Origin of the sequence: Olsenella profusa DSM 13989 (genome assembly GCF_030811115.1) — a bacterium.
GTDB lineage: Bacteria > Actinomycetota > Coriobacteriia > Coriobacteriales > Atopobiaceae > Olsenella_F > Olsenella_F profusa.
Window position 1 is genome coordinate 344,183 of the sequence record NZ_JAUSQK010000001.1, and the last position, 21,455, is coordinate 365,637.

At 55.7% G+C, this 21,455-nt stretch carries 20 protein-coding genes and 2 pseudogenes; 6 read left to right on the forward strand and 16 right to left on the reverse strand.

The window, feature by feature from the left end:
- Window positions 1–51: 51 nt before the first annotated feature.
- Window positions 52–897, reverse strand: a complete 846-nt coding sequence (locus J2S71_RS01505) for a hypothetical protein (RefSeq protein ID WP_307388333.1) — start codon at window positions 895–897, stop codon at window positions 52–54.
- Window positions 898–1,273: 376 nt separating this feature from the next.
- Here J2S71_RS01505 and J2S71_RS01510 point away from each other — a divergent pair, with 376 nt between their 5' ends.
- Together J2S71_RS01510 and J2S71_RS01515 are read left to right on the forward strand one after the other, a co-directional pair.
- A complete protein-coding gene (locus J2S71_RS01510; protein ID WP_307388335.1) occupies window positions 1,274–1,540 on the forward strand; it encodes an AbrB/MazE/SpoVT family DNA-binding domain-containing protein in 267 nt (88 codons plus the stop codon).
- Window positions 1,537–1,947 (forward strand): putative toxin-antitoxin system toxin component, PIN family, encoded by a 411-nt coding sequence (locus tag J2S71_RS01515; RefSeq protein WP_307388336.1) that lies wholly within the window; start codon window positions 1,537–1,539, stop codon window positions 1,945–1,947. Before J2S71_RS01510 ends, J2S71_RS01515 begins: the two co-directional genes overlap by 4 nt.
- Window positions 1,948–2,237: 290 nt before the next feature.
- Here J2S71_RS01515 and J2S71_RS01520 read toward each other — a convergent pair whose 3' ends face one another.
- Window positions 2,238–2,396, reverse strand: a complete 159-nt coding sequence (locus J2S71_RS01520) for a hypothetical protein (protein WP_307388338.1) — start codon at window positions 2,394–2,396, stop codon at window positions 2,238–2,240.
- A gap of 342 nt (window positions 2,397–2,738) precedes the next feature.
- On the opposite strand from J2S71_RS01520, the gene J2S71_RS01525 reads away from it, so the two are divergent.
- Window positions 2,739–4,613, forward strand: a complete 1,875-nt coding sequence (locus J2S71_RS01525) for a DUF4422 domain-containing protein (protein ID WP_307388340.1) — start codon at window positions 2,739–2,741, stop codon at window positions 4,611–4,613.
- 88 nt (window positions 4,614–4,701) lie between these two features.
- Here J2S71_RS01525 and J2S71_RS01530 read toward each other — a convergent pair whose 3' ends face one another.
- The 7 genes from J2S71_RS01530 to J2S71_RS01560 form a co-directional block, all read right to left on the reverse strand.
- Window positions 4,702–5,868, reverse strand: coding sequence for an acyltransferase (locus J2S71_RS01530; RefSeq protein WP_307388342.1), 1,167 nt, complete (start codon window positions 5,866–5,868; stop codon window positions 4,702–4,704).
- An 8-nt stretch (window positions 5,869–5,876) separates the two neighbouring features.
- Complete coding sequence (locus tag J2S71_RS01535) at window positions 5,877–8,525, reverse strand: YfhO family protein (RefSeq protein WP_307388344.1); 2,649 nt, start codon at window positions 8,523–8,525, stop codon at window positions 5,877–5,879.
- Between the two features lie 214 nt (window positions 8,526–8,739).
- Complete coding sequence (locus J2S71_RS01540) at window positions 8,740–9,882, reverse strand: ATP-grasp domain-containing protein (protein ID WP_307388346.1); 1,143 nt, start codon at window positions 9,880–9,882, stop codon at window positions 8,740–8,742.
- A gap of 222 nt (window positions 9,883–10,104) precedes the next feature.
- Window positions 10,105–10,455: an EamA family transporter gene (locus J2S71_RS01545; protein ID WP_307388348.1), complete on the reverse strand. Its 351-nt coding sequence runs from the start codon at window positions 10,453–10,455 to the stop codon at window positions 10,105–10,107.
- The gene (locus J2S71_RS01550; RefSeq protein ID WP_021726483.1) at window positions 10,448–10,837 is read right to left on the reverse strand and encodes an EamA-like transporter family protein; all 390 of its coding nucleotides are present in this window, start codon (window positions 10,835–10,837) and stop codon (window positions 10,448–10,450) included. The genes J2S71_RS01545 and J2S71_RS01550 overlap by 8 nt, the downstream gene beginning before the upstream one ends.
- Window positions 10,838–10,850: 13 nt before the next feature.
- Window positions 10,851–11,981 (reverse strand): dTDP-4-amino-4,6-dideoxygalactose transaminase, encoded by a 1,131-nt coding sequence (gene rffA, locus J2S71_RS01555; protein ID WP_307388351.1) that lies wholly within the window; start codon window positions 11,979–11,981, stop codon window positions 10,851–10,853.
- A gap of 186 nt (window positions 11,982–12,167) precedes the next feature.
- On the reverse strand, window positions 12,168–12,647 hold the full coding sequence (locus J2S71_RS01560) for a hypothetical protein (protein WP_307388353.1): 480 nt from the start codon (window positions 12,645–12,647) through the stop codon (window positions 12,168–12,170).
- A 102-nt stretch (window positions 12,648–12,749) separates the two neighbouring features.
- Here J2S71_RS01560 and istA point away from each other — a divergent pair.
- Window positions 12,750–13,589 (forward strand): annotated as a pseudogene (gene istA / locus J2S71_RS12215) (IS21 family transposase); the annotation flags it as partial.
- 155 nt (window positions 13,590–13,744) lie between these two features.
- On the opposite strand, the gene J2S71_RS01575 reads toward istA, so the two are convergent.
- Window positions 13,745–14,059: a hypothetical protein gene (locus J2S71_RS01575; protein ID WP_307387988.1), complete on the reverse strand. Its 315-nt coding sequence runs from the start codon at window positions 14,057–14,059 to the stop codon at window positions 13,745–13,747.
- A gap of 158 nt (window positions 14,060–14,217) precedes the next feature.
- Here J2S71_RS01575 and J2S71_RS01580 point away from each other — a divergent pair, with 158 nt between their 5' ends.
- Window positions 14,218–14,982 (forward strand): ATP-binding protein, encoded by a 765-nt coding sequence (locus tag J2S71_RS01580; RefSeq protein ID WP_307388355.1) that lies wholly within the window; start codon window positions 14,218–14,220, stop codon window positions 14,980–14,982.
- 66 nt (window positions 14,983–15,048) lie between these two features.
- On the opposite strand, the gene J2S71_RS01585 is transcribed toward J2S71_RS01580, so the two are convergent.
- The 6 genes and pseudogenes from J2S71_RS01585 to J2S71_RS01605 all read right to left on the reverse strand — a co-directional run bounded on the left by J2S71_RS01585 (window position 15,049) and on the right by J2S71_RS01605 (window position 18,932).
- A complete protein-coding gene (locus tag J2S71_RS01585) occupies window positions 15,049–15,330 on the reverse strand; it encodes a hypothetical protein (protein WP_307388357.1) in 282 nt (93 codons plus the stop codon).
- A 7-nt stretch (window positions 15,331–15,337) separates the two neighbouring features.
- Entirely contained in the window at window positions 15,338–15,532 is a 195-nt protein-coding gene (locus J2S71_RS01590) for a hypothetical protein (RefSeq protein ID WP_307388359.1), read from the reverse strand.
- Window positions 15,533–15,575: 43 nt separating this feature from the next.
- Window positions 15,576–15,776: pseudogene (locus tag J2S71_RS12220) on the reverse strand (transposase family protein); the annotation flags it as partial.
- A 134-nt stretch (window positions 15,777–15,910) separates the two neighbouring features.
- A complete protein-coding gene (locus tag J2S71_RS01595) occupies window positions 15,911–16,993 on the reverse strand; it encodes a DegT/DnrJ/EryC1/StrS family aminotransferase (protein WP_307388360.1) in 1,083 nt (360 codons plus the stop codon).
- Complete coding sequence (locus J2S71_RS01600) at window positions 16,990–17,988, reverse strand: NAD-dependent epimerase/dehydratase family protein (RefSeq protein WP_307388361.1); 999 nt, start codon at window positions 17,986–17,988, stop codon at window positions 16,990–16,992. Before J2S71_RS01600 ends, J2S71_RS01595 begins: the two co-directional genes overlap by 4 nt.
- Entirely contained in the window at window positions 17,985–18,932 is a 948-nt protein-coding gene (locus J2S71_RS01605; protein ID WP_307388362.1) for a glycosyltransferase family 2 protein, read from the reverse strand. The genes J2S71_RS01600 and J2S71_RS01605 overlap by 4 nt, the downstream gene beginning before the upstream one ends.
- Window positions 18,933–19,440: 508 nt before the next feature.
- Between J2S71_RS01605 and J2S71_RS01610 the strand changes: the two genes are divergently transcribed.
- On the forward strand, window positions 19,441–21,441 hold the full coding sequence (locus J2S71_RS01610; protein WP_307388364.1) for a DUF6541 family protein: 2,001 nt from the start codon (window positions 19,441–19,443) through the stop codon (window positions 21,439–21,441).
- Window positions 21,442–21,455: the final 14 nt, after the last annotated feature.

The window sequence follows — 21,455 nt, forward strand, 5'->3', positions numbered from 1 at the left end:
GCTGGCCGCCAGGAGGCGTCACTACGCCGAGCTCGTGCTCGCGGGCATGGGCTACACGGCGGCCGCCCGCGCCGTCGTCTCGCTGGGCCCGGCGTTCGGGCGCGCCTCGATGCGCGCGGTGGCGTCGGGTGGCCCCCGCTCGCCCTCGAGGCCGTGATCGCAGGCCCCGGGCCTGCTCGCGAGGCGGTTGGCGCTCTCGCCCTTGCCCTTCGTCCGGGGTGTCGACACCTCGCAGGGCCCCAGCCCGAACCCCGCCTCCCTGGCGAGCCGCCACGCGCGCTCGGACTTGACGTGCCTGCCGCCGACGAAGGTGACGAGCGCCCCCATGTCGTCGGTGATGGCCTCCCCGGGCATGCCGCCGAAGCGCACGAGCGTCGCCAGGAGGCATGCCAGCAGGTCATCTTCCGTACGCGTGCGCGAGCAGATGAGGCGGTGGTCGCGCGAGTGGCCGAGCGCGGCGGAGAACACGCTGAACTCGAAGACCTCGCCGTTGACGTCGACCATCCGCAGGCTCTCCTTCCAGTCGAACTGCATCTGGCGCTCCGGCGGCGTCCCGAACCTCGGGCGCGCTTCCGGCTCGGGCGCGCCAGCGCGCCCTATGCCGTGCGAGCGGCAGCACTTCGTGAACGGCCCGCACTCCGGCAGGCTCGCCTCCGGGTGACGGTCGGGCAGGAACTCGTGGATCGCCCTCTCCGTGATCCCCGGGAGCGCCGCCTCCTGCTCCATCACGCCCCTGAACCCGTCGAACGCACTCTCCTCGCCTCGCCTGCGGTCCTCGGTCCCCTCTCCCCGGCTCCGGCGCCCTGCCACCGTCCGCCCGTGCGGCCCACACTTCCTTCCTATCTGCGCGAGGTGGGGCCTCACGCCGGGCTGCCGGCACGTGCTCGGCTCCCCCATCACGCTCCTCCCCGATCGAGCCCCTCCCGACGGCTGCCCGGTCGGGAGCAGGCATGTTGCCGGTGGTCTGATTGGCGAGAGGGTGGTGGCGCCGGTGTCGAAACTGCAGTGGCGCGATTGGCGTGACACGGTAGCTCGGCTGTCGAAAATTATGGTAGCGGTATCAACAAGCAGCCGCCTGCTTGAGCGCCGCCTCGACCGCCGCGATGGCAGGGGCCTAAAGTCAGCGGCCGATCGGCGTGCCTGGTCCAACCTCTCGTCAGCGGCGTAGAACAGGACGTACTCGGCCCATTTCTACTCACAATTCCACGTTCATAACTGGACAGTCCTGCGCTGGGTATACTACACGTAAGAATTTCTTATTTAAGGAGTCATCATGAGCTCGAATGTTCTTACTGTTTCTTCCAAAGGACAGGTTGTGCTACCCGCAAAGCTGCGCAAGGAGCTCTCGATTCAGAGTGGCGACAAACTTGCCGTATACACCTCTGGTGATGTCATTATGCTCAAGAGGATTCAGATGCCAACCGCCGAGGAATTCCACGCCAGGCTGGACGAGGCGCAGGCATGGGCCAAGTCGGTCGGCTACCAGGAGTCTGACGTAGACGACGTCATCAAGTCCGTCAGAGCAAAGAGGCACGCGTGAGAATAGTGATTGACACCAACGTGGTCATCTCAGGAACCTTCTTTGGCGGTAACCCGAGGAAAGTCCTTGAAGCGGTGGTTGAGGGAAAAATCGCCGCGTTTGCAACTCCTGACATTGTGGATGAGTACCAAGGAATCGTCGACGAGATGATCGCTCGAAAGCAGGGCAAGCTGCGAAGAGACGTTCTGGCACCCTTCGAAGCAGTCCTGCATTTGGTGCAGCCTGAATGCACAGTTAACATCTGCAGGGATCCCGATGACAACAAGTTCCTGGAATGCGCAGTTTCATCTCGTGCGCTCTACATCGTTAGCGGCGATAAGGATCTGCTTGACCTAGAACAATTCGACGACGTGGAAATCATCACTGCCGCAAAGTTTTGTGATCGCTACCTTCCATTCTGGCATTAAGCTCTAGTGACTTGTTAAGTACACCTATTGGACAACGTCCTGTACTCCCCTCACACGCACTCCTTGTCACAACAGGAACTGGCTACAGGCACTCTTTTGTTGAGTGTATCTGAGAATGCGAGCCGCCCAAAGCGGTACCAAAATGACGTGCGTGGTGCGTGCCCGAGTGCATAACCATACCCAAACTCCCGTTGAGTAGAGGGTGCTTGGGTACGGTTATAGCGATGTGACGGCAGCAAGGGGTGCATTTGGGGTTATAGGACAAAACGTGTTGCTGGCTAGTCCCAGTCTCACCTCCACGGACTCGACCTGTGGAGCTCCTCCCAGACGAGGCCGTCGCCCCACCTTTGCGGGCCGATCCTCGCCCTGTCCCCGTATCCGACCATCCTCATCTCCCTGGCGATCTCCTCGTCGGTGGGCATCGCCCTGAGGATCTTCGCCGCGGGCATCGGGCACTCCGCGTGCAGGTGTGTTTAGTCAAGCCTAACTTTCGGCTTGGGCCTGGTACTGAAAGTAAAGGTTGACTAAATACAGCCGGGGAGCTCGTCGGCATGTCCGGCGCATATCTGAGACGGCATCGTGACATCAGAATCAAGAGCGATCCGGACTACCGGAGCCCCGTGCAGCACCAGAGGGACTTGGGCCTGGCAGCATAGGACATATGTGGTCCAAGACCTCCACCGCAGCCCCAAAATCTCCTGCCCAATGAGCATTATTCTCTCTCGTCTGCACGAGGCAAAGTACCTTACAATGGCTAAGAAATACATCAGGTGTGTTTCCGGAGGGGATTCATGTCGAACAGTAGGCCGAACATCAAAATCTTCATTTCCACTCATAAGGACCGTGTCTATTTTCCAGATAATGAGCTTATCAAGCCAATCCAAGTGGGCTGTGCCCTTCATAACACCCATTTCCCCGGAATGCTCCACGATGACGAGGGAGACAATATCTCCTCTAAGAACGCCTCCTATTGTGAGCTGACCGCCCAGTATTGGGTCTGGAAGCACGAGGATGCAGACTACTTCGGCTTTATGCACTATCGTCGTTATTTCTCGTTTTCTGATGAGCATTTTAAGACTAATTACTTCGGCGACGTGTTTGAAGACATCAATGACGAAAAGACGCTCAAGAAAATGCACTTCGATGAGGAGCACATGCGTGCAAAGATTGAACCTTATGATTTCGTGATTTCTGAACCCGGTTCGTTTGTGGACGGACAGACCATGCGTCAACAGTACGATAGCTCTTGGGAGCAGAAGTCTGAAGACCTCGATTGTGTGCTTAATATTATTCGTGAGCGTTATCCCGAATTCGTCGATGTTGCAGAGCGCTATCTCAATCAGACTGAGGGCTACTTCTGCAACATGTTCATTATGAAGCGTGAGATATTCCGCAAGTACAGCGAATGGCTGTTTGACATTCTAGAGGAACATGAGAAGCGCCGTGACATTTCTGACTACGACATCACGTCCTACCGTGTAAGTGGGTATCTGTCGGAACGTCTCTGTGGCATCTATGTTACCTGGCTCAAGGAGCAAGGTTATGCCTACAACACGCTACAGCGCGTGCTCTTCAGACACGTAGAGGCTATCGAGCATCTCTCCCCCATCTTTGAAGGGAAGAATCCTGTAACCGTAGTCTTCTCAGCAAATGACTATTATGTACCTTACCTCGCAGCATTGCTCCAATCCATCAAGGACACCTCTTCGAGGGAGCGCTGCTACGACCTCATTGTACTCACCCAGGATATTTTTCTTGAGAACCAGGCCCAGCTCAAACGCCAAGTAGAAACAGACAATATCAGCTTACGTTTCTTAGGCGTTTTTCGAGCCATGCATGATTACCAGGACAAGCTGTTTACACGCGGCCACTTCAAGGTAGAGACATACTTCCGTCTGCTCCTGCCACAATTACTGCCTGCCTATCACAAAGTGCTCTATTTAGACTCTGACATGGTTGTCTTGCGTGACGTAGCGACGCTCTTTGACGAGCATATTGAGGGCTACCTAGTTGCAGCCTGTAAGGATCCAGATACAGCAGGCCTGTATAATGGCGCGGCTTCTCACAAGAAGGAGTATATGGACAATATCCTTGGCATCAAGGATCCCTACTCTTACTTCCAGGCAGGTACGATCCTGTTCAATCTAGATGCATGGCGCTCAACTTATACGCCAGACGAAATCTTTGCCTTTGCCTCGTCTTATAAGTGGGAGCTTCTTGACCAGGATGTTCTTAATTACCTATGTCAAGGCTACGTAAAGTTTGTTCCCATGGACTGGAATGTCCTGATGAACTGGCGTGGGGTCAGACTCTCGCGCATCATCTCGCGTGCACCGCGCGATATGTACTTTGCCTATGTGGAGGCACACAAGCATCCTGCCATCGCCCATTTTGCTGGGCCAGATAAACCCTGGGATATTCCCTCTGCAGATATGGCCCCTTACTTCTGGCATTTCTCGCGTAAAACCGTGTATTACGAAGAAGCGCTGGCGCGCATGGCACACGAAAACGCCCAGAAGGAGCGCTCGCTTACGCCCAAGGAGTTTATCTACCAGCGCATGATTACTCCCGTAGTACAGAAGGCGTTCCCTGAGAAGACCAAGGGATTTGAGAGGCTCCGCAATGTGTATCGCAAAGTCAATCCAAAAAAGAGTGACATCTTCTAGCGAGTACATATCGCTGCAAAAATTCACCCTAAGACCTCTGATATGAACACAGGAAGCGGATATCCGAACAAGCTAGAACTCTTACGAATCAATGACGTACGGAACCGCGCATTAGGTAGCACCAATGCGCGACAAGAGGCACACGAGACGTAATCCACGCGGTGATAATGCAAAGCGCCTGAACAACCGCTATGGCACCCGCGAGGGTAGCCAAAGCAACAGCGCTGTTAACCTGTGCAAATGTAAGGAAGGTGATATTCCAGGTATTCATGATAGCAAGGACTACCGCGAACATCCAAAAATGCAACATATATGTTGGGAAAGACCATCTAGACAGCATGCCAATGAGTCTTGCGGGCATGCCCTCCATCATATTGAGGACATGGGATCCATCTATAAGTTCGAAGAGAGAGAGCGAGAGACATACATAGAGCGGTGAGTCATACTGAAAGGCTTCCCCTGCACCGCGTACAGAATGCATATAGCTCATAGAAGTAAGTACCCCTATGCTAAGCAATGCAACGCCAGCAAGAACCCAGCGCGGCATACGGCGCAACCTCTCTCGAGAAATCATGTACCCCCCTAAGAGATACACCATCCAAACACTCCCACCCCAGACAGATGTACCGAAAACGTTGAGACTCATCACTGGACTCGCTTGTATTGGTAAGCCTAGAAAACTAAAGGTCTCGCTAATGCCCGGGACAACAACCCCAAAATAGATGAGGAGTGTCAGCAGTATGCGTCCATATGGCCTGCTGTCCTTCTTCTGAACCATACGAACGAGATAAGCAACAATGGGTATGCCCAGGTAGATTCCAAGAATCATCTGCAGGTACCACATAGCTGTATTCGTCTCGCCCATAAACACCATGCTTTGGAGCAACGTTTGAATAGAGATAGGAAGTCCATTGTTCAAAGTGGGGAGCCCCGGAATGCAACCAAGCAGATACCAGAGAACGTTCCAAATCTCATAGGCTACGAAAAGCCCCAAAACATTGCTCTTGAGATATTTTGAGAGATATGATCCATCATAATCTCGCGGGAGCATAAGATAGCCGGTCAGCATAACGAAGAGAGGAACTCCAATTCGACCCAGAGAATAAACCAGGGATGCTGTCAGTGGATGCCCGCTGCCCTCAAATACAAAGCCAGAAAGATGGCAATCAAGGACAGAGAGTATGGCAAGCGACCGAATGACATCAAGCGAGAGCCTTCGTGTGCCCCGGACAATTTTAGAATTTGTAGGTTCCATGTGACGCCCTATTTCCTTCCCCGCACGCTCTCCCTAAGACGGGGATCGATAAAGACAACGTAAACCACCGAGGACAAGATGCCTATAGCTGAAAGCGTGATACCACTTGCAAGATGTGGCGTCTTGTACTCCAAGCGAACTGTATGGCTGCCCTCATTAAGTGGTAGTGCCATGAAACCGATATCTGCCCGTTCGATAGGCACGGAATCGCCATCGACAGTAGCATGCCAACCTTCTCCATATGGCACACGCACCAGAAGTGTTTGGCTACGATTGTGCATGATATCGACACTACCAGTAATCACGTTAGCACTCTCAAAAGATAGGTTCGTTGGACCCTCTTGAACAAAATCCTCCGCCAATTGAGCAGATGTGTCCTCATCTTCTATTACAAGTGCCGCAGACCCAATTTCATATTGACCAGGACTCCCAAGAATCAGCGCTACCCCCTCGCGCTCATATTCTGAAGTACCCAGGTTGAGCACCCAATCATGCTTGTCACCATACCAAGGGGCCAGCTGATTTGCCTGTACGACAGTATCGACATTATCACCACACCGCGCCGACACATTAGAAATGAAGTCATTTTCGCTACCATTATAATGGAGTCCATGAAGAACCAGGTACGCATGCTTTCCTGAAGGAATCTCTGCCATAAAGTTCAGCTGAGCACTAGCAGCTAAGGTGACAAGGTTATGGGCACTTATGAGCGAGATATTCGGGTCTGGTATGGCATTTGATACATCCAAGGTATACTCATTGGATACTCCCAGACCAGAGGTATCAAAATCGACAGAACCATTTTTCACTCCAGACTCAAGCACAACACCAAAGAGCAGCAGGTTTTGTCTCTGAACCATGTTTAAAGAGTCATACAGTTCGCGTGTGAATGTTACTGAATGCAAGCTCCCCAAGGGTACTGGAGAATTTGACCTATACAACATGAAACCGTTCTTCTCAGGTACATCCATAGGACAATAGCCTGTTGGAACATGGGCAGAAGAAGCAACGAGATAGTTAACACCGGAAAGGGTCTCGAGCCCCAGACGCGAGTCAAAGGTGTCGAATGTGAAGTTGCAAAAATGTGATGCCAGACCAAGTGACGTCTGCTGCTCATCAATATAGTTATTGTACAGGCTGTTATAGAACGTATCCCCTGGCAAGCCTGCCGCAATACTTGAGTTGCGATATCTTCCAAAGCCTCGTGAGCCATACCGTTCAACGGTGGCTTGATCTACCTCTTTCAAAATGGATAGTGGCGTATCCTCGTAAAGGACCCCATATGCTCCATTGAGTTTAATTTGGGCTTGGTACTCCCCTGTAATCATCCATCCACCAAAGGAGACAAGACATGAAAGAGCGAGTGCGAACAAGGCTATAGGCTGCATGCCACGCGCGCGGATAGGCATAGCAAACAAGAGGACGAATAGACCTGCTATGAGAAAGATGGTAAATACAGCCGCAGTAGATGGACTACGCACAAGGCAATAGGCACAAGCCACGGCATAAAGGAGCCAAACGACACCTATACGCAGCCGCTCATCCCGAGTTAAGCTCGGCAATAGAGGCACAAAAAGTGCTGTTATATACCCCAAAAAGAGTGAAAGAGCCCATGTCCAACGCAGAGAAGGATACGCCAAACCATTCAGCAAGGAGCCGGCTGCCGGTAGAACGAGCAGAACGCCTAGGACGATGGCCATAACACGTGCACTGGTAATTTTTTTCGCAATATCAGGGTGATTGCGCTTCTTGATGGACACCAAAACCATAAGCGCAATCGAGCTAACTGCAAGACACCCAACAAGAGACCCTTCAACTCCAGGGTACTGAACAGATACCATCCCCTTGATGAGGTTGCGATAAAAACTCATGTCATAGACAAACGAAGGACTCCTCTCGATGCCCAGTCGTGTTTGTCCAACAATGCTCGCTGTCGTAGGCAAGAAGATAGCCATGCCAGCAAGTGCCCCAAATACAAGAGGAATAAATACCCGCACGAAGAGCAGCAAAAATCCTCTGATCGTCTTCTCCTCATACGAGAGGAAAAACCGTACGAGGCAGTAGACGACCAATAGCAAGCAAATCTGGTAGGAGAGACTCACTGAGGATAGAAAACAAAACGCAACTGCAATGATAAAAGTATCGGAATGCTTTCCTCTGATAATTTTTTCGATACCTAACAACACGAGAGGCGCAAGCGCCAGCCACGTCATGAAGAATATCTGCGTATATGCGAAAGCCGTAAAGCCTGAAAACGCATACGTCAACCCGCCAATCATTGCAGCAAAGTTGTTCATGCCACACAGGAGACAGAAGCGGCTCATCACCACACTCGCAAATGCAATTTGCAAGATAATGGCAAGTGAGAGAAGAGCCTCGCCATTTTGCGGGGTCGAGAAAACTGAAATAAGGTAGACTGGATTGCCAAGGTTTGAGGCAAGAGCGGTAATGTAATCAGTTCCATAGCCTAGAAGTGGCGTCCATTGGGGAATCTGAAAAGTATGAGTAATAAAAATATTCGAAAGTAAATCACGTAACCAGATGCCTTCAAGCAGAAAGAAAGGATACTGCTGATCTACACCGTCGATACTATTCAGGAAACTTCGATGCAGAATAACGGCGGGCCCCATAAAGCAAAGCATCATGAGAATGAACATGATGCCATATATCATTACATGTGACCGCTGTGGCCGCCATAAGAGAAGACAACTGAATCTTCCCCGTAGGTTCCTTGCTCGTGTCAAAGTCGTCATGCCCTTGCACCTTTTGTCATAAATGAGCCCTCTCCCTCTAGGAGTTTTCCCCAGTCATCGATGGTACCAAGACGACAGACTCCTTCCTGAGAAGTATATTGACATCTTGTATAGTCTCCTATTTTATGGGCAGGTAGGGACTGAGCTGCCCGAGTGATAGCGCCTGCATAATAAAGAAGCCGCACCGCGACGAGCTGTCGGTAATCTCGTGATCGAACGCCTCGACACCAGACTCACGTACCAAAAGGCCTGAATCGTTCGCGCGAAGGCGCACGAGAGCGTCAAGATCGTCCTGCCCAACGACAAAGCGTATGGCCACGAAACGCCCTGGGTGCGTAGGTGTCAAATCAGGCTCCCTGCCCATGGCCACATCAACGACGGCGCCAACGAAGTCGATGCCACAAGAAAGCTGCACGAGATCAGAGCCGATGCAGTCCCCGCCCATGCGCGAACCAATCTCCACGATGCGGGGATTACCTTGGACATCCACCATGATTTCGGAGTGCGACGCACCGTAGCGCACACCAAGGCCATCAAGCGCATGGGACACGACCGCCTTGATGCGCTCAAGCACATCAGGAGCAACCTGACCAGGTTCGATGTGTCCCGTCTCAACGAAGTGCGGGGCACCCGTCGTGAACTTCTTGGTCAACTGCAGGAAGTGATGTTCTCCCCTCCAGGAGATGAACTCAACGGAGAACTCCTCGCCCTCCAGAAACTCCTCCACCACGGCCTTATGCTCCCATGAGCATTCCCATGCTGCCCCAAGGGCTGCGTGCAGCTGACCTTCATCGGTGATCTTCCGAATGCCGCGTGAGCCCGAGCGATCGGTCGGTTTCACGATGAGCGGGAAGCTCATGTCGGAGATATCAGGCGCCTCCTCTCCTGCTACAGCAAGAATGCTCTTGGGAGAGGGGTCACCATTGATAGCAAACGTCTCGCGCATGAGGTGCTTGTTGGTTGAGCGCAGCACTGCCTCATCGGAGTTGGCCGTCAGTCCTAACCTGTTTGCCACATACGTAGCCGTGATGTTATTGAAGTCCGAGCCGATGGTCACCACACCATCGACGCCAATCTCGCGGCACTTCTCGCAGATCGAATCCTTCTCTGCCGTGGAGATGGGATAGAAGACATCGGCCGTGCGCTCACCAACGTCACCGCACTGCCAGGCAAACACATGTGTCTCGATGCCCTTTTCCTGCGCCTTGAGAATGAGGGGGTTCTGAAAGTCATTTGCGCCAATGATGGCCAGCTTCTGCATATACCACTCCTAGACGTACCTTACTCGATTCGGGAACCGGCAGAATCTTCGAGGTCGGACCAGCGGCCGCTCTCAAGTTCCTGTTTGTAGTCCCTCCCGGCACGCCCTATCTGCACCATTGATACCATTGTCTATCATCCAGCTCAGTCAGTCCCAGACCGTGTCCACGACGTCAACGCAAAGAACAGACAGCATCGGGCAAGAAGAAACACGATGACGATTCTATACCCCAAGCGCATACACGCAGATGCCACCAATGATGAGCGCCAAAGCGAGCATCTTGTGCCTTGAGACATGCTCCTTGAAGAACATGACGCCAAAGATGGTCACGTACACGTAGCTCGTTGCCTCGAGCACGGGCCCCAACGACAGTGGCACCACTTTGTAGGCAAAAAGTGTGCAGAATGTCGCCGCAAAAAAGATGACATAGCCCGTGACAACGAGCGGGTTGAGGTATTCCTTGATGGTGCTCTCATACGTCTTGAGTGCAGACTTCTTAAGAAGTACCTGCGCAACGGCACTGATAAAGGTGCCAAAAAGATACAGGAGAGCATAGGGGATGAGCTCACTCATGAATCTCATCCCCCTCTGTTCCATCAAGCGCATAGAGCACGATGCCCACGATGATGATGATGGCACCAGTCAACATGAGCGCTGTCACGCGCTCACCAAAGAACAGTGCCCCCCAAACGATGCCCCACACCACGGTGATGGCACGGTTGGCATATGCGAAGGTCAAGGGGAGGCGCTTGATTACCTGCTGCCAGGCAAGCGCATAGAATGCCAGAATGAGAAGCACTACACCGTAGAACATACAAAACGGCAGAGAGAGGAACTCCTGCCGCGAGGCAAGCTTGCTAGCCACACCCGAAAGCGAGAGCACCAGCAGCACACCATGCAGCAGGAGAAGCACCTTCGGTACGGCCTTGCGCCCGCCCGGGGCACCCTTTCCCATACCGTGCTCCCTACTAGGCAAAATAACTCCTGATGGCATCGACAACCGTAGCGCGATCCTCCTTGGAAAGGCCATAGTACATGGGGAGACGTGTCAAACGGTTGCTCTCCCTGGTGGTGAACTCATCCATACCCGCAAAGCGCCCATAGTGCTTGCCTGCTGGAGAGCTATGGAGCGGGATGTAGTGAAACGTGGATTGCACGCCATGGTCCCGAAGGTAGGAGATGAACTCCGTACGCTGTTGGAGGTCTTCGAGCTTGACATAGAACATATGGGCGTTGTGCTCACATCCCTCAGGGATGAGGGGTAACTCCAGCTTGCCCCCTTCAGCCAATGGCTTGAGACCGTCCCAATAGCTCCGCCACGTGGCCAGCCGATCCCGATTGATTGCCTCCGCCACCTCAAGCTGGCCCCACAGATACGCGGCATTGATGTCGCTTGGAAGATAGGAGGAGCCGTAATCCACCCATGTGTACTTGTCTACCTGACCGCGCAGAAAGCGCGAACGGTTGGTACCCTTCTCACGGATGATCTCAGCTCGCTCAACACATGACGTGTCATTCACCAGGATGGCACCACCCTCGCCCATGGAGTAATTCTTGGTCTCATGGAACGAGTAGCAACCAAAATCGCCAATGGTCCCTAGGGCCTTGCCCTTGTAGGTGCTCATGACCCCCTGAGCGGCATCCTCGACCACCTTGAGGTCGTAATGATGAGCGATGTCCATGATCGTATCCATCTCGCAAGCCACACCCGCATAGTGCACGACAACGATGGCGCGCGTGCGAGCGGTGATGGCTGCCTCGATCTTGGACTCGTCGATGTTCATGGTATCTGGACGGATGTCCACAAACACGAGCTTGGCCCCTACAAGCACAAAGGCAGTCGCTGTAGAGGAGAAGGTAAAGCTCGGGAGAATGACCTCATCGCCCGGGTTGATGCCACACAGGATGGCCGCCATCTCGAGTGCCGTGGTACCACTCGTCGTGAGAAGAGACTTCCTAGCGTTGAAATGCTCTTCAATCCATGCATCGCAGCGCTGGGTGAAGGGACCATCCCCACAGATCTTATGGTTGTCCTCAACGGCTTCGCGGACATATGTCATCTCGGTGCCGACCAGTGGTGGGACATTGAAATCAATCATGTGCGTCTTCCCTTCTTGGTCCAGACACCATCCTCTACAACATAGATAATATGACTTTATATGAGCTTGCTGTAAACTATTGGACATGTACAAATTACCACTGAATCGGTAGCTAATGACGTTGCATAATGTCTCAGAAACCCACCGGATAGACCATCATGGCCCCCAAGCTCGCGCATAACCCCCTCACTCCCTCCGCTCCCGGAAGCCGTCGTCGAGCAGCCCCAGCAGGCCGTCGCCCGGCCCGGCCTCGCGCAGCAGCTCCTCGACGCGCTCGCGCTGCCTGACCCTCGCCCCCGTGCGCGCCCTCGGGCTCGCGACGCGGGGCTGCGGGCCGAACGAGGCCTCGAGCTCGGCGCGGGGGACGTGCGGGGCGGCCGCGACGTCGGCGGCGAGCGCGGACGCCGGCGCGGGGCCCCTGTGGCAGTACCTCCAGCTGAACTCGTCGCACACGCCCTGCAGCCTCGCCCGCGACAGCCCGTGGAAGGTGCCGAGGGCGTACGCCTTGAAGTCCGATATCACGTGGTGCACGAGCGCGAGCGAGGAGGCCGGGTCCGACGCGTCGAACGGGCGCTGGTCGAGCCTGTGTTTGATAGCCTCGGAGTTGCGGGTTTGAGCATCGAAAGGTTTCGGGTCCGGGCACGAAAGACCTTCGGGTATGAGCATGGGCACGTCGACCACCCGCGGCCGGCCCGACAATGTCGTTGCTTCGGTCTGCGACGTTAGGAGGGCCAGAGGGGAATGATCGGCGTGGACAAGATAGAGGACATGCGCAGAAGGGCGAGAGTCGGGGAATCGATAGCCTCGATTGCGAGGGCAGTCGGCGTCTCGGAGCCGACGGCCAGGAAGTACGCCAGGGCGGAGGACCTGTCGCCCGAGCCGCCGAAGAGGAAGGAGCCGGAGAGCGAGCTGCTCGCGCCGCACAGGGAGGCGATCGACTCCTGGCTCGACGACGACCGCGGGAACTGGCGCAAGCAGCGCCATACGGCCGTGAGGGTGCATGTGAGGCTCAGGGACGAGCGGGGCTACGAGGGCTCGTACTCCACCGTGCAGCGCCACGCGAGGCGGCGCCGGGAGGAGATGGCCCGCGAGCGCGACCGCAGGGACGCCGAGGGCTTCCTGCGGCCGGGCTGGCTGCCCGGAGAGATCCAGGTCGACTTCGGCGAGGCCGATCTCGGGGTCCGCGGGGTGACCACGAGGGGCAAGTACCTGACCATCACCTTCCCGCATTCGAACGTGGGACTGACCCAGGTCTTCTGGGGCGAGACGGCCGAGTGCGTCTGCCAGGGGCTGCGCAGCGTCCTCGAGTCCATGGGCGGCGTGCCCCGCAGGGCCGTCTTCGACAACGCCACCGAGGTCGGCCGGCGCGTCGGGGAGACGGCCAGGGTCTCGGGGCCCTTCCGCCGCTTCGCGGCGCACTACGGGCTCGACCACGCCCTCGCCAACCCCTATTCGGGCAACGAGAGGGGCAACGTGGAGAACAAGGTCGGCTGCCACAGGAGGGACCCCTCCGTGCCCGTCCCGTCCTTCCACGACGTCGCCTCGTCCGATGAGAGGCTGCTCCAGGACTGCCTCGACCTGAGCGGGGGCAAGCGCCACCACGGGCCCGGCACGCCCGAGCCCGGGCTGTTCGGGGAGGACAGGGAGGCGCTCTCGCCGCTGCCGCCGGCCGCGTTCTCGTGCGTCAGGTGGGAGACGAGGAAGTGCAGCAAGCAGGGCACCCTCGCGCTCGGGGGCGTGCACCGCCACTCCGCCGGACCCGCCTACGCACGCTGCGAGGTCGCCGTCGCCCTGGGAGCCTTCGACGTCACGGTCTGCGACGTCTCCACCGGCGAGGCGATCGCCACCCACGGGCGCCAGTGGGGCGGGGCGCCGACCGACAGCTCCGACCCGACGCCGCGGCCGGGGCTGCCGTGCATGAGGCCTGCCGGATGGAGGGACTCGAGCGTCAGGGCGTCGCTCCCCGAAGAGCTCGTCGCCTTCCTCGACGGCGAGCCGGCAGACAGCCTGAAGGCCGACCCCGGGGTGCTGCGCGACGAGAGCGCCGAGAGGGGCTGGGGCGCGGCCGTCGAGGGCATGGCGCGCTCGCTGGCGGCGACAGGCGGCCTCGACCGCGCGACCGTCTCCCCCTCCGCCGCCAGGGCGGCAGCCGGAGACGAGCGCGCCGGGTACGGCGAGGAGGTCGACCTGGGCGCCTGCGACGGGGCGCCGAGGCTGCTCGAGGGGGGTGGCAGGCATGCCGCAGACGAGCCCGGGGCGCGGGGCCTCGCAGGCCGCCTTCCGTGGGGCGGCCAGGGCGCCCTCCGTATCGGGCGACACGATGGATGCCCTCCTCGCCTCCGCGACGCCGGGGCGGGCGGCGGCATGCACGGCGATGCCCGAGTCGGAGATCGCCCGCCGCGACAGGACGAAGGGGGCGAGGCTGCTCCGGCAGGCGAGGTTCCCCGTGCCCAAGGCGCCCGACGTCTTCGACCGGCCGAGCGTGGCCCTCCCCGACGGCTGGGGGCGCGACGGGACGTGCTCGCTGGCATTCGTGCGCGACGCCGAGGACCTCGTCTCCTGCGGCCAGACGGGGCGCGGCAAGACCCACATGGCCACGGCCCTCGGCATCGCGGCGACCTCGGCGGGCTACCCGGCGGGGTTCTGGCAGACCGCGCGGCCGGTGCCCCGGCTGGGGAAGGCCAAGAGGGAGGGCACGCCCGACGGGCCGCTCGCGGACGTCGCGAAGGCCCGGCTGGTGATCCTGGGCGAGTTCGGCTACGTCCCCTTCGACGTGGACGGGGCAAGGCTGCCCTGCCAGGTCATATCCGAGAGCCACGAGGGGAGGGGCGTCACATCCGCCGCCGACGCCGGGTCCGGCCGGTGGGGCACGGTCCTCGCCGACGACAAGCCCGCGGCCGCGATCGTGGACCGCGTCGCGCGCCACGGCAGGCTCGTCGAGTTCGGCGGGCCCAGCCACAGGCCCGGGGAGAGCCTCATGCTGGGGAAGTCTGGGAGGTAGGGACAGCGGCGCGCCCGTGACGAAACCCGAAAAAGTTTCATGCACGGACCCGAAAGAAATCCGCGCTCAAAACCAAAAGTCAGGCTTGACTAAACACACGAGCCCCGGCCAGCCGCGCAGGCCGGCGGTGACGCCCTGCCACATGTCGGCGCGGACGTGCGAGAGCACCCCCACGTGCTCCTCGGCGAAGCGCGAGTACGCCCCGCCCGCCGCGTCGGGGACGACCCTGAGGGCGCACGTCCCGGGGCCGCCCCGGCCGCCGCGCGACACCGCGCAGATCATCGGCTGCCTGGTGGTCCCCCTGCCCACGGTCCCTGCGGCCGCGGCCCCCACGAAGAAGTCGTCCACCTCGGCCTCACCCGAGACCCGGCCGAAGGCGCCCCAATCCGGCGGACATCGCGCCGCGCAGCCTCAGGACCACGTATCGCGCGGTGGTCTCGCTCGTGCCCAGGGCGCGGGCCAGCTCGGCGGCCGAGACGCCCCTCTTCGAGCCGGCGACGAGCCGGAACGCCAGGAACCACTTCGGCAGCGGCAGCCTCGAGCCCTGCATCGGGGTCCCGGAGGTCACCGAGAACTGGAAGCCTGCAGCGGGTGCACTGCCGCTTCCTCGGCCTGCCCGCTACGGGGCTGCACCTGCGGTTGCCGCACCTCGGGCAGACCCAGCCGCCCGGGAAGCGCAGCCGCATCAGCCCCTCCTCGCACGACGCCTCGTCCCCGTGCCTCGCGACCCAGGACAGGAGGTCCCCGTCGCCGCCGTCCGCCGCCGCCACCATCCGCGCGCTCATGCTCGTCATGCCGCCCAGCCCCTCTCGACGCCCTCGCCCTGCGGCACCGATTGTGCGACGGGGGCGCGACACAAATTAGCTGCCCTTATGCGCGAGCTTGGGAGCCATGTAGACCATTTCCAGAAACAGAGACTAGGAAGTGGTCATAGCCCTAGGCCATACATAATTTCACATGCAGTCTTTACGTTTGACACGGCCACCTGCTTACCAACAAGAAGGGGGAAGTTGCAAATTCTCGTCCCGTGCTCCAATGCACCAACATATAAGCACTCATCACTAAAGTAGCCTGCCACACAAGGATACCAATCACTTATTGGTAGGTTTTGTTTCAAGAAAAGGGAGATTAATTCACTTCTTCGATTGGCAGGAACCTGAAAGTTAAAACGCCACGGAACAGCCCCCGATGAAAAAGGGGCCAAGCTTACACTCGAAAAATTCCATCTGTTGAGTTCTTTCTCACAGGCAGCCCATTCGTCCCTACGCTGACTGATTACCCGATCGAGCCCATCAAGAGCGTGTAGGACCTCCTTTTCACCCGATGCATCGAGCATATAGAGAAAGCATCCCTTGAAAATCTCCCCTGCAGCACGGATAGACTGAGATTCAATTGAGCTGATCGTGCCTAGATTCCTTAGCTGGCGATAACACCTCGACAGAAATTCCTCATATCGGTCTACGGAATCATCACGGAAGGGCAATTCACTGAGCCATTCTTGAATCTCAAACTCTCGTCCTACATTACTTACAAGCAGGCCTCCAAATCCCAAAGATATGGTCTTGGAATACCCAAAGCTGTACACGGAGTAATCACCAACGGAACCAACCTGCGAACCATTCGGATAGCATGCCCCCATTGCAGAAGCACAATCCTCGATAGCATATACTCCATGAGTATGTAACATACTCACAATATCTGGCATACACGAGATAGGATTGCCATACATATGTGGAAGGATCGCACAGCATAGTCGGGTGCAGTTTTCCATACGGGATGAAACGGTCTCAAAAGTAACATTTCCCGTTATTTTATCAACATCACAAAAGACAGGCTGTGCCCCCGCATAAAGCACCGGAAAGATGGCCGCAGGGCAAATATTTGCCGGCAGAAGAACCTCTCCACCCTCTGCATCAATAGACTTGAGAATCGCATATATGGCAGTAGCCGCCCTACCAACGACGAGTGGCAAGCGACCATTGAATCTAGTCGGCTGTTCTTCAGAAATCAAAGCGTTACCGGTCCTTGTCCGGGCTTGAAATAGTGATAGTTGTGGTATGTCTTACGCTCCCACTCCTTCTTATAGTCCTGGAGCATCTCATGCAGATCAACATAACGGGGACTCCAGCCGAGCTCCTCGCGTGCCTTATCGATGGAGTAGAGATAGCCGTGGGACAGCCCCCGCTTAGACTCATCTAGAGATACCTCGCTTCGCATCTCCCCTTGAAAAACATCGGCTATGGCACATGCCTCCTCGTACTGTGAATAGGCAACACCACTCGCAATGTTATAGATGCCTTGCGCGCCCTCACTTTGCACTGCAGCCAGCAGCGCATCGACTACATCCTTGATGTATACATGGTCTCGGCGAATTGACTGGTCACCCCAAACCTCGATAGGATCTCCAGCTAGGGCCTTTTCAACAAAAAGCTCAAATGTGCTTTTCTCATAACTCCCATCATCCTTGAGATGCCCGAGCACCTCTCCATAGCCATGAACGCCAGTGAGCCGAAGCACGATAGCTTCAAGGCCAAAATCCTTATTATAATATGTTACAAAGTTCTCTGCCGCAATTTTTGAGATAATGTACGGAGAGTGATCACCCGTAAAGCAAATCGGATCATCTTCTGAGATAACATCCTTGCGTAGATCATTGTAGACTTTATGAGATGAGGTGATAACGACCTTCCCTATTTCGTGCATACGTGCGTATTCTAGTACTCGATATGCACCGATCGTATTAACTGTAAAAAAGTGTTCGACTGGAGTTTCGATCTCTGCCAAACAGGCGGACAAATCAATAATTCCGTCCACTCCACTCTTGGGGAGCGCATCAAAACACAACTCATCATTTAAGTCAAAGTATTGTGTTGGCACATCATGCTGCCCAAGAAAATCAATTACCCTTTTTGAGCGTCCAAGAGCAAGTACGTCCACTCCCTGCTTCTGCATTATTGTACAGAAGTAGCGTCCGATATAACCAGTCGCACCAATTACGAGAATCATTCTTCTCGTCCCCCATTCAGTACGTCACGAACAACATATAGAGGTCTATTCTTGACTTCATCAAAGATATTTCCAATATATAGCCCTACAACACCGATGGCGGCAAGAATTAAGCCACCCATCAGAAATATGGCCCCAATGGTACTACGCCACCCCATCGGAGCCGAAGAAGGTGCAATGAGAGCAGAAATCAAAAGGTATAGGAGATACAGGAAAGAAACGATGGAAATCGTAAAGCCCAAGCTGGTTGCAAGCCTGAGTGGTTTATTTGATTGAGCAGTGATGAGCTCAAAAGCTGTACGAACCTTTCGATGAAAGTTATAGGATGACTCACCCTCAAAACGAGCATCTGCCTCAATGTCAATCTCCGCCTGCTTAAAACCTAGCCAGCGAATAAAAAGCGTGTAAGCTCTGTTGTGTTCCCTCATTTTGCAATAGTTATCTATCACAATACGTCGTGAGATACTGAAGTTACAGATACTGTTATCAAACGTACCGTCAGTGAAATAATCATATACCTTATAAAACACTTTTGAGAAGAACTTAACTAGCTTTGTATCTTTTCGGTTCAAACGTCGCGCAAAAACTACGTCGTATCCCTCCTGGGCCTTCTTATATAGGTCAATAATTCCCTCTGGCCTATCCTGTAAATCACAGTCCATTACAACAATCCACTCGCCGCATGCTCGATCTAGACCCGCGGTAATTGCTTTAATCTGACCAAAATTACGAGAGAGATTAAGACCGATGACACGATGATCCGCTACGCAGACCTCCCGTATCTTCTCCCAAGATCCATATGGATCACAATCGTTAACCAAAATGATCTCGAAATCCTTTTCCATAGATTCAAGAGTATTGACTAGCCTTCTATGAAGTTCTGAAATGGCACCAGGGCAGCCATAGACTGGTACTACAACCGAAACTTCAATTTTATCTGACATATACACACCTCTCTTTGAGGCAAAGACAGTAGTAATTCAAGGCCATTAGCCGCCTTTGCTATTTTAGATCCATAGTTGAGATTAGATGCCCGGCATCCTGAAAGCAGCTTCACAAATGATACAGAGCCACGATAGAAAGCACATCAGAAACGAGTATTCACGGATTCACTATTGGTAGAGCCACCAGAAGCATAAGATTTGAGGTACTGAGAGCTTCTCAGCAAATATCGTCGAGGCGGTATCAGACCCCTCGGTATCAGATTCCTCTGAGCTCTTTTACATCTCTGTCGTTGTCGAAAGCAATCTGAGAACTCCTGAGCTTCCTGCAGTGCCCCTTCTTTTTTAACAGTCTGAAGTATTTTTCAGACTCAATTTAGCACCCAAAATATCTTATTCTCTCTAGTACGAGGAGGTCTTGTATGATGGGCATGCTCTGTACAGGAATGCACGATGTCCTCCTGCAGCATGGCCGTTAGAAAGGCATGTCCTACCTATGTGGTCACTCTTCATGCTTGCACTGCTTGTCACTCTTGCGCTCCTTGTTGTTCCGGGGTTCCTTGCGGCTCGCATACTCCCTGTGGACAGCAAGACCGCCCTTCTTGCCGCACCACCTATCTCACTTGCCATCTATGTGGTCATGGGCCTTGTCTGTACGCATCTACACGTAGACGCCACCCCCTGGAACATGGCCATCTTGCCCAGCGGCATACTCGCGCTTGGGCTCCTTATCAAATCGAGAAGCCACAAAGCCACGTCAGCAAGGAACGGCGATGCAGGGAAAGGCTGGCTGGGCTTCCTGGGCGTTCTTGCCCTGTACCTCATCGTGGGCATCGCAATGGGAGCATTCTTCTTCCTGAGGCTGCTGCCCTCCCCCGATGTCGCGGCCCAGGCGTACGACGTCACGGCACATTATGGCTCCGTACGCTCGATGGTCGAATCGCATGTGCTCGACCCCTTCCACAGCACCCTCTATGTACTGCAAGACCAAGCATTCGACGTCATGCCATCGTCAGGCGGCTTTTATCCCAGCGTATGGCATCTCGCGTGTGCCCTCGTGGTCATGACGACCGATGCCACGGTTGGGTGTGCCATCAATGCCGTCAACTTTACCTTTGCCTTCATGGTCTTTCCCATGGGCATGCTCCTGCTCCTCAAAACCATCGCTCCCGATAACACCAGGGCCATCGTCTTTGGGTCCATCGGTTGCCTGAGCATCTTCTCGTTCCCATGGATTCTGTTCGTCTGGGGCCCCCTATTCCCCAATATGGCAGGCTTCTGTCTGCTGCCCACTGGTGTTGCCCTCCTTGTCACGGCCACAAGAGCCAATCAACAGTTGCGGCAACGCCTGGGCCATAGTACGCTCTTCCTGATGTCCTGTGTGGGCATTGCCACCTTGCATCCCAACATAGTATTCTCTCTCGGTCTCATGGCAGTCCCCTGGCTAGCGCATCGCATGTTGGAGCAGAGGAGCTATCGTAGCTTCGCAGGTACCATTCCAAGCCCCATCTGTACCCTGGCCTTCTTGTTGTTGTGCTGTGCGGCATGGTTCTTGGCATGGAGGCTTCCCCCCTTGCAAAGTACCGTCACCTACGTCTGGCCACCCTATGCCACGCCTAGACAAGAGCTCATCAACATTCTCAAACTCTCCTACACCAAGGGCCATTACTATGTCCTGCCTGCTCATATCGTTCCAGCAGCGCTCGTAGCCATTGGAGCGGTCCATTGCGCCCACACCAGAGAGCATCGCTGGCTCCTAGTGGCATACCTGCTTGCCGCGCTACTCGTAACGGTCACCGCTACGGCCACGGGTACCTTACGTAGCCTGCTGACGGGCTTTTGGTATACGGACGCCTTCCGCGTCTCCGCCATGGCCGCAATCGCCGCCATTCCTCTCCTGTGCCTTGGCGCAGCCAGCACGCTGGCATTCGCTGAAAGGCGCCTCTCGCGGAGGCGCCTCGATGAGAGGTCGTATCTGGTACCTGCCGTGTGCGGCGTGGCGTATCTTGCCCTCAGCTTGTATCCTGGCATATCGCTGCCGGGCAATCGTCTCGTACAATCCCCCCTGGCAGCATTCGCCCCACCTGTGCAGGAGTCGTATCTCCCCAATCCCTATGAGGGCTTCTTGGCCAAGGTCTCGGCAGCCACGGGAAACGACCTCATCATCAACGATCCCTATGATGGCAGCATTGACACTTATGGCCTGTATGGCATGAGGGTGTACTACCGCTATTTCGCTGGCTACGGCACTGAGAAGGAGACGCCTGAGAGCATCCTTATCCGCACTCGTCTTGACCAGATTGCCTATGACCCTGATGTGCGCGCGGCGGTAGATGCCGTTGGTGCAAGATATGTCATGGCACTCGACGAGAACGGCGCATATGGCTCATTCACGCGTTCCGCACGCATTCCAGGTGGATGGGACGGCATCAGGCGCATCACCGACAAGACGCCAGGATTCACCCTTATGCTCATGGATGGACCCTGTCGTCTCTATCGGATAGATGACTGATATGCCTAGGCTCA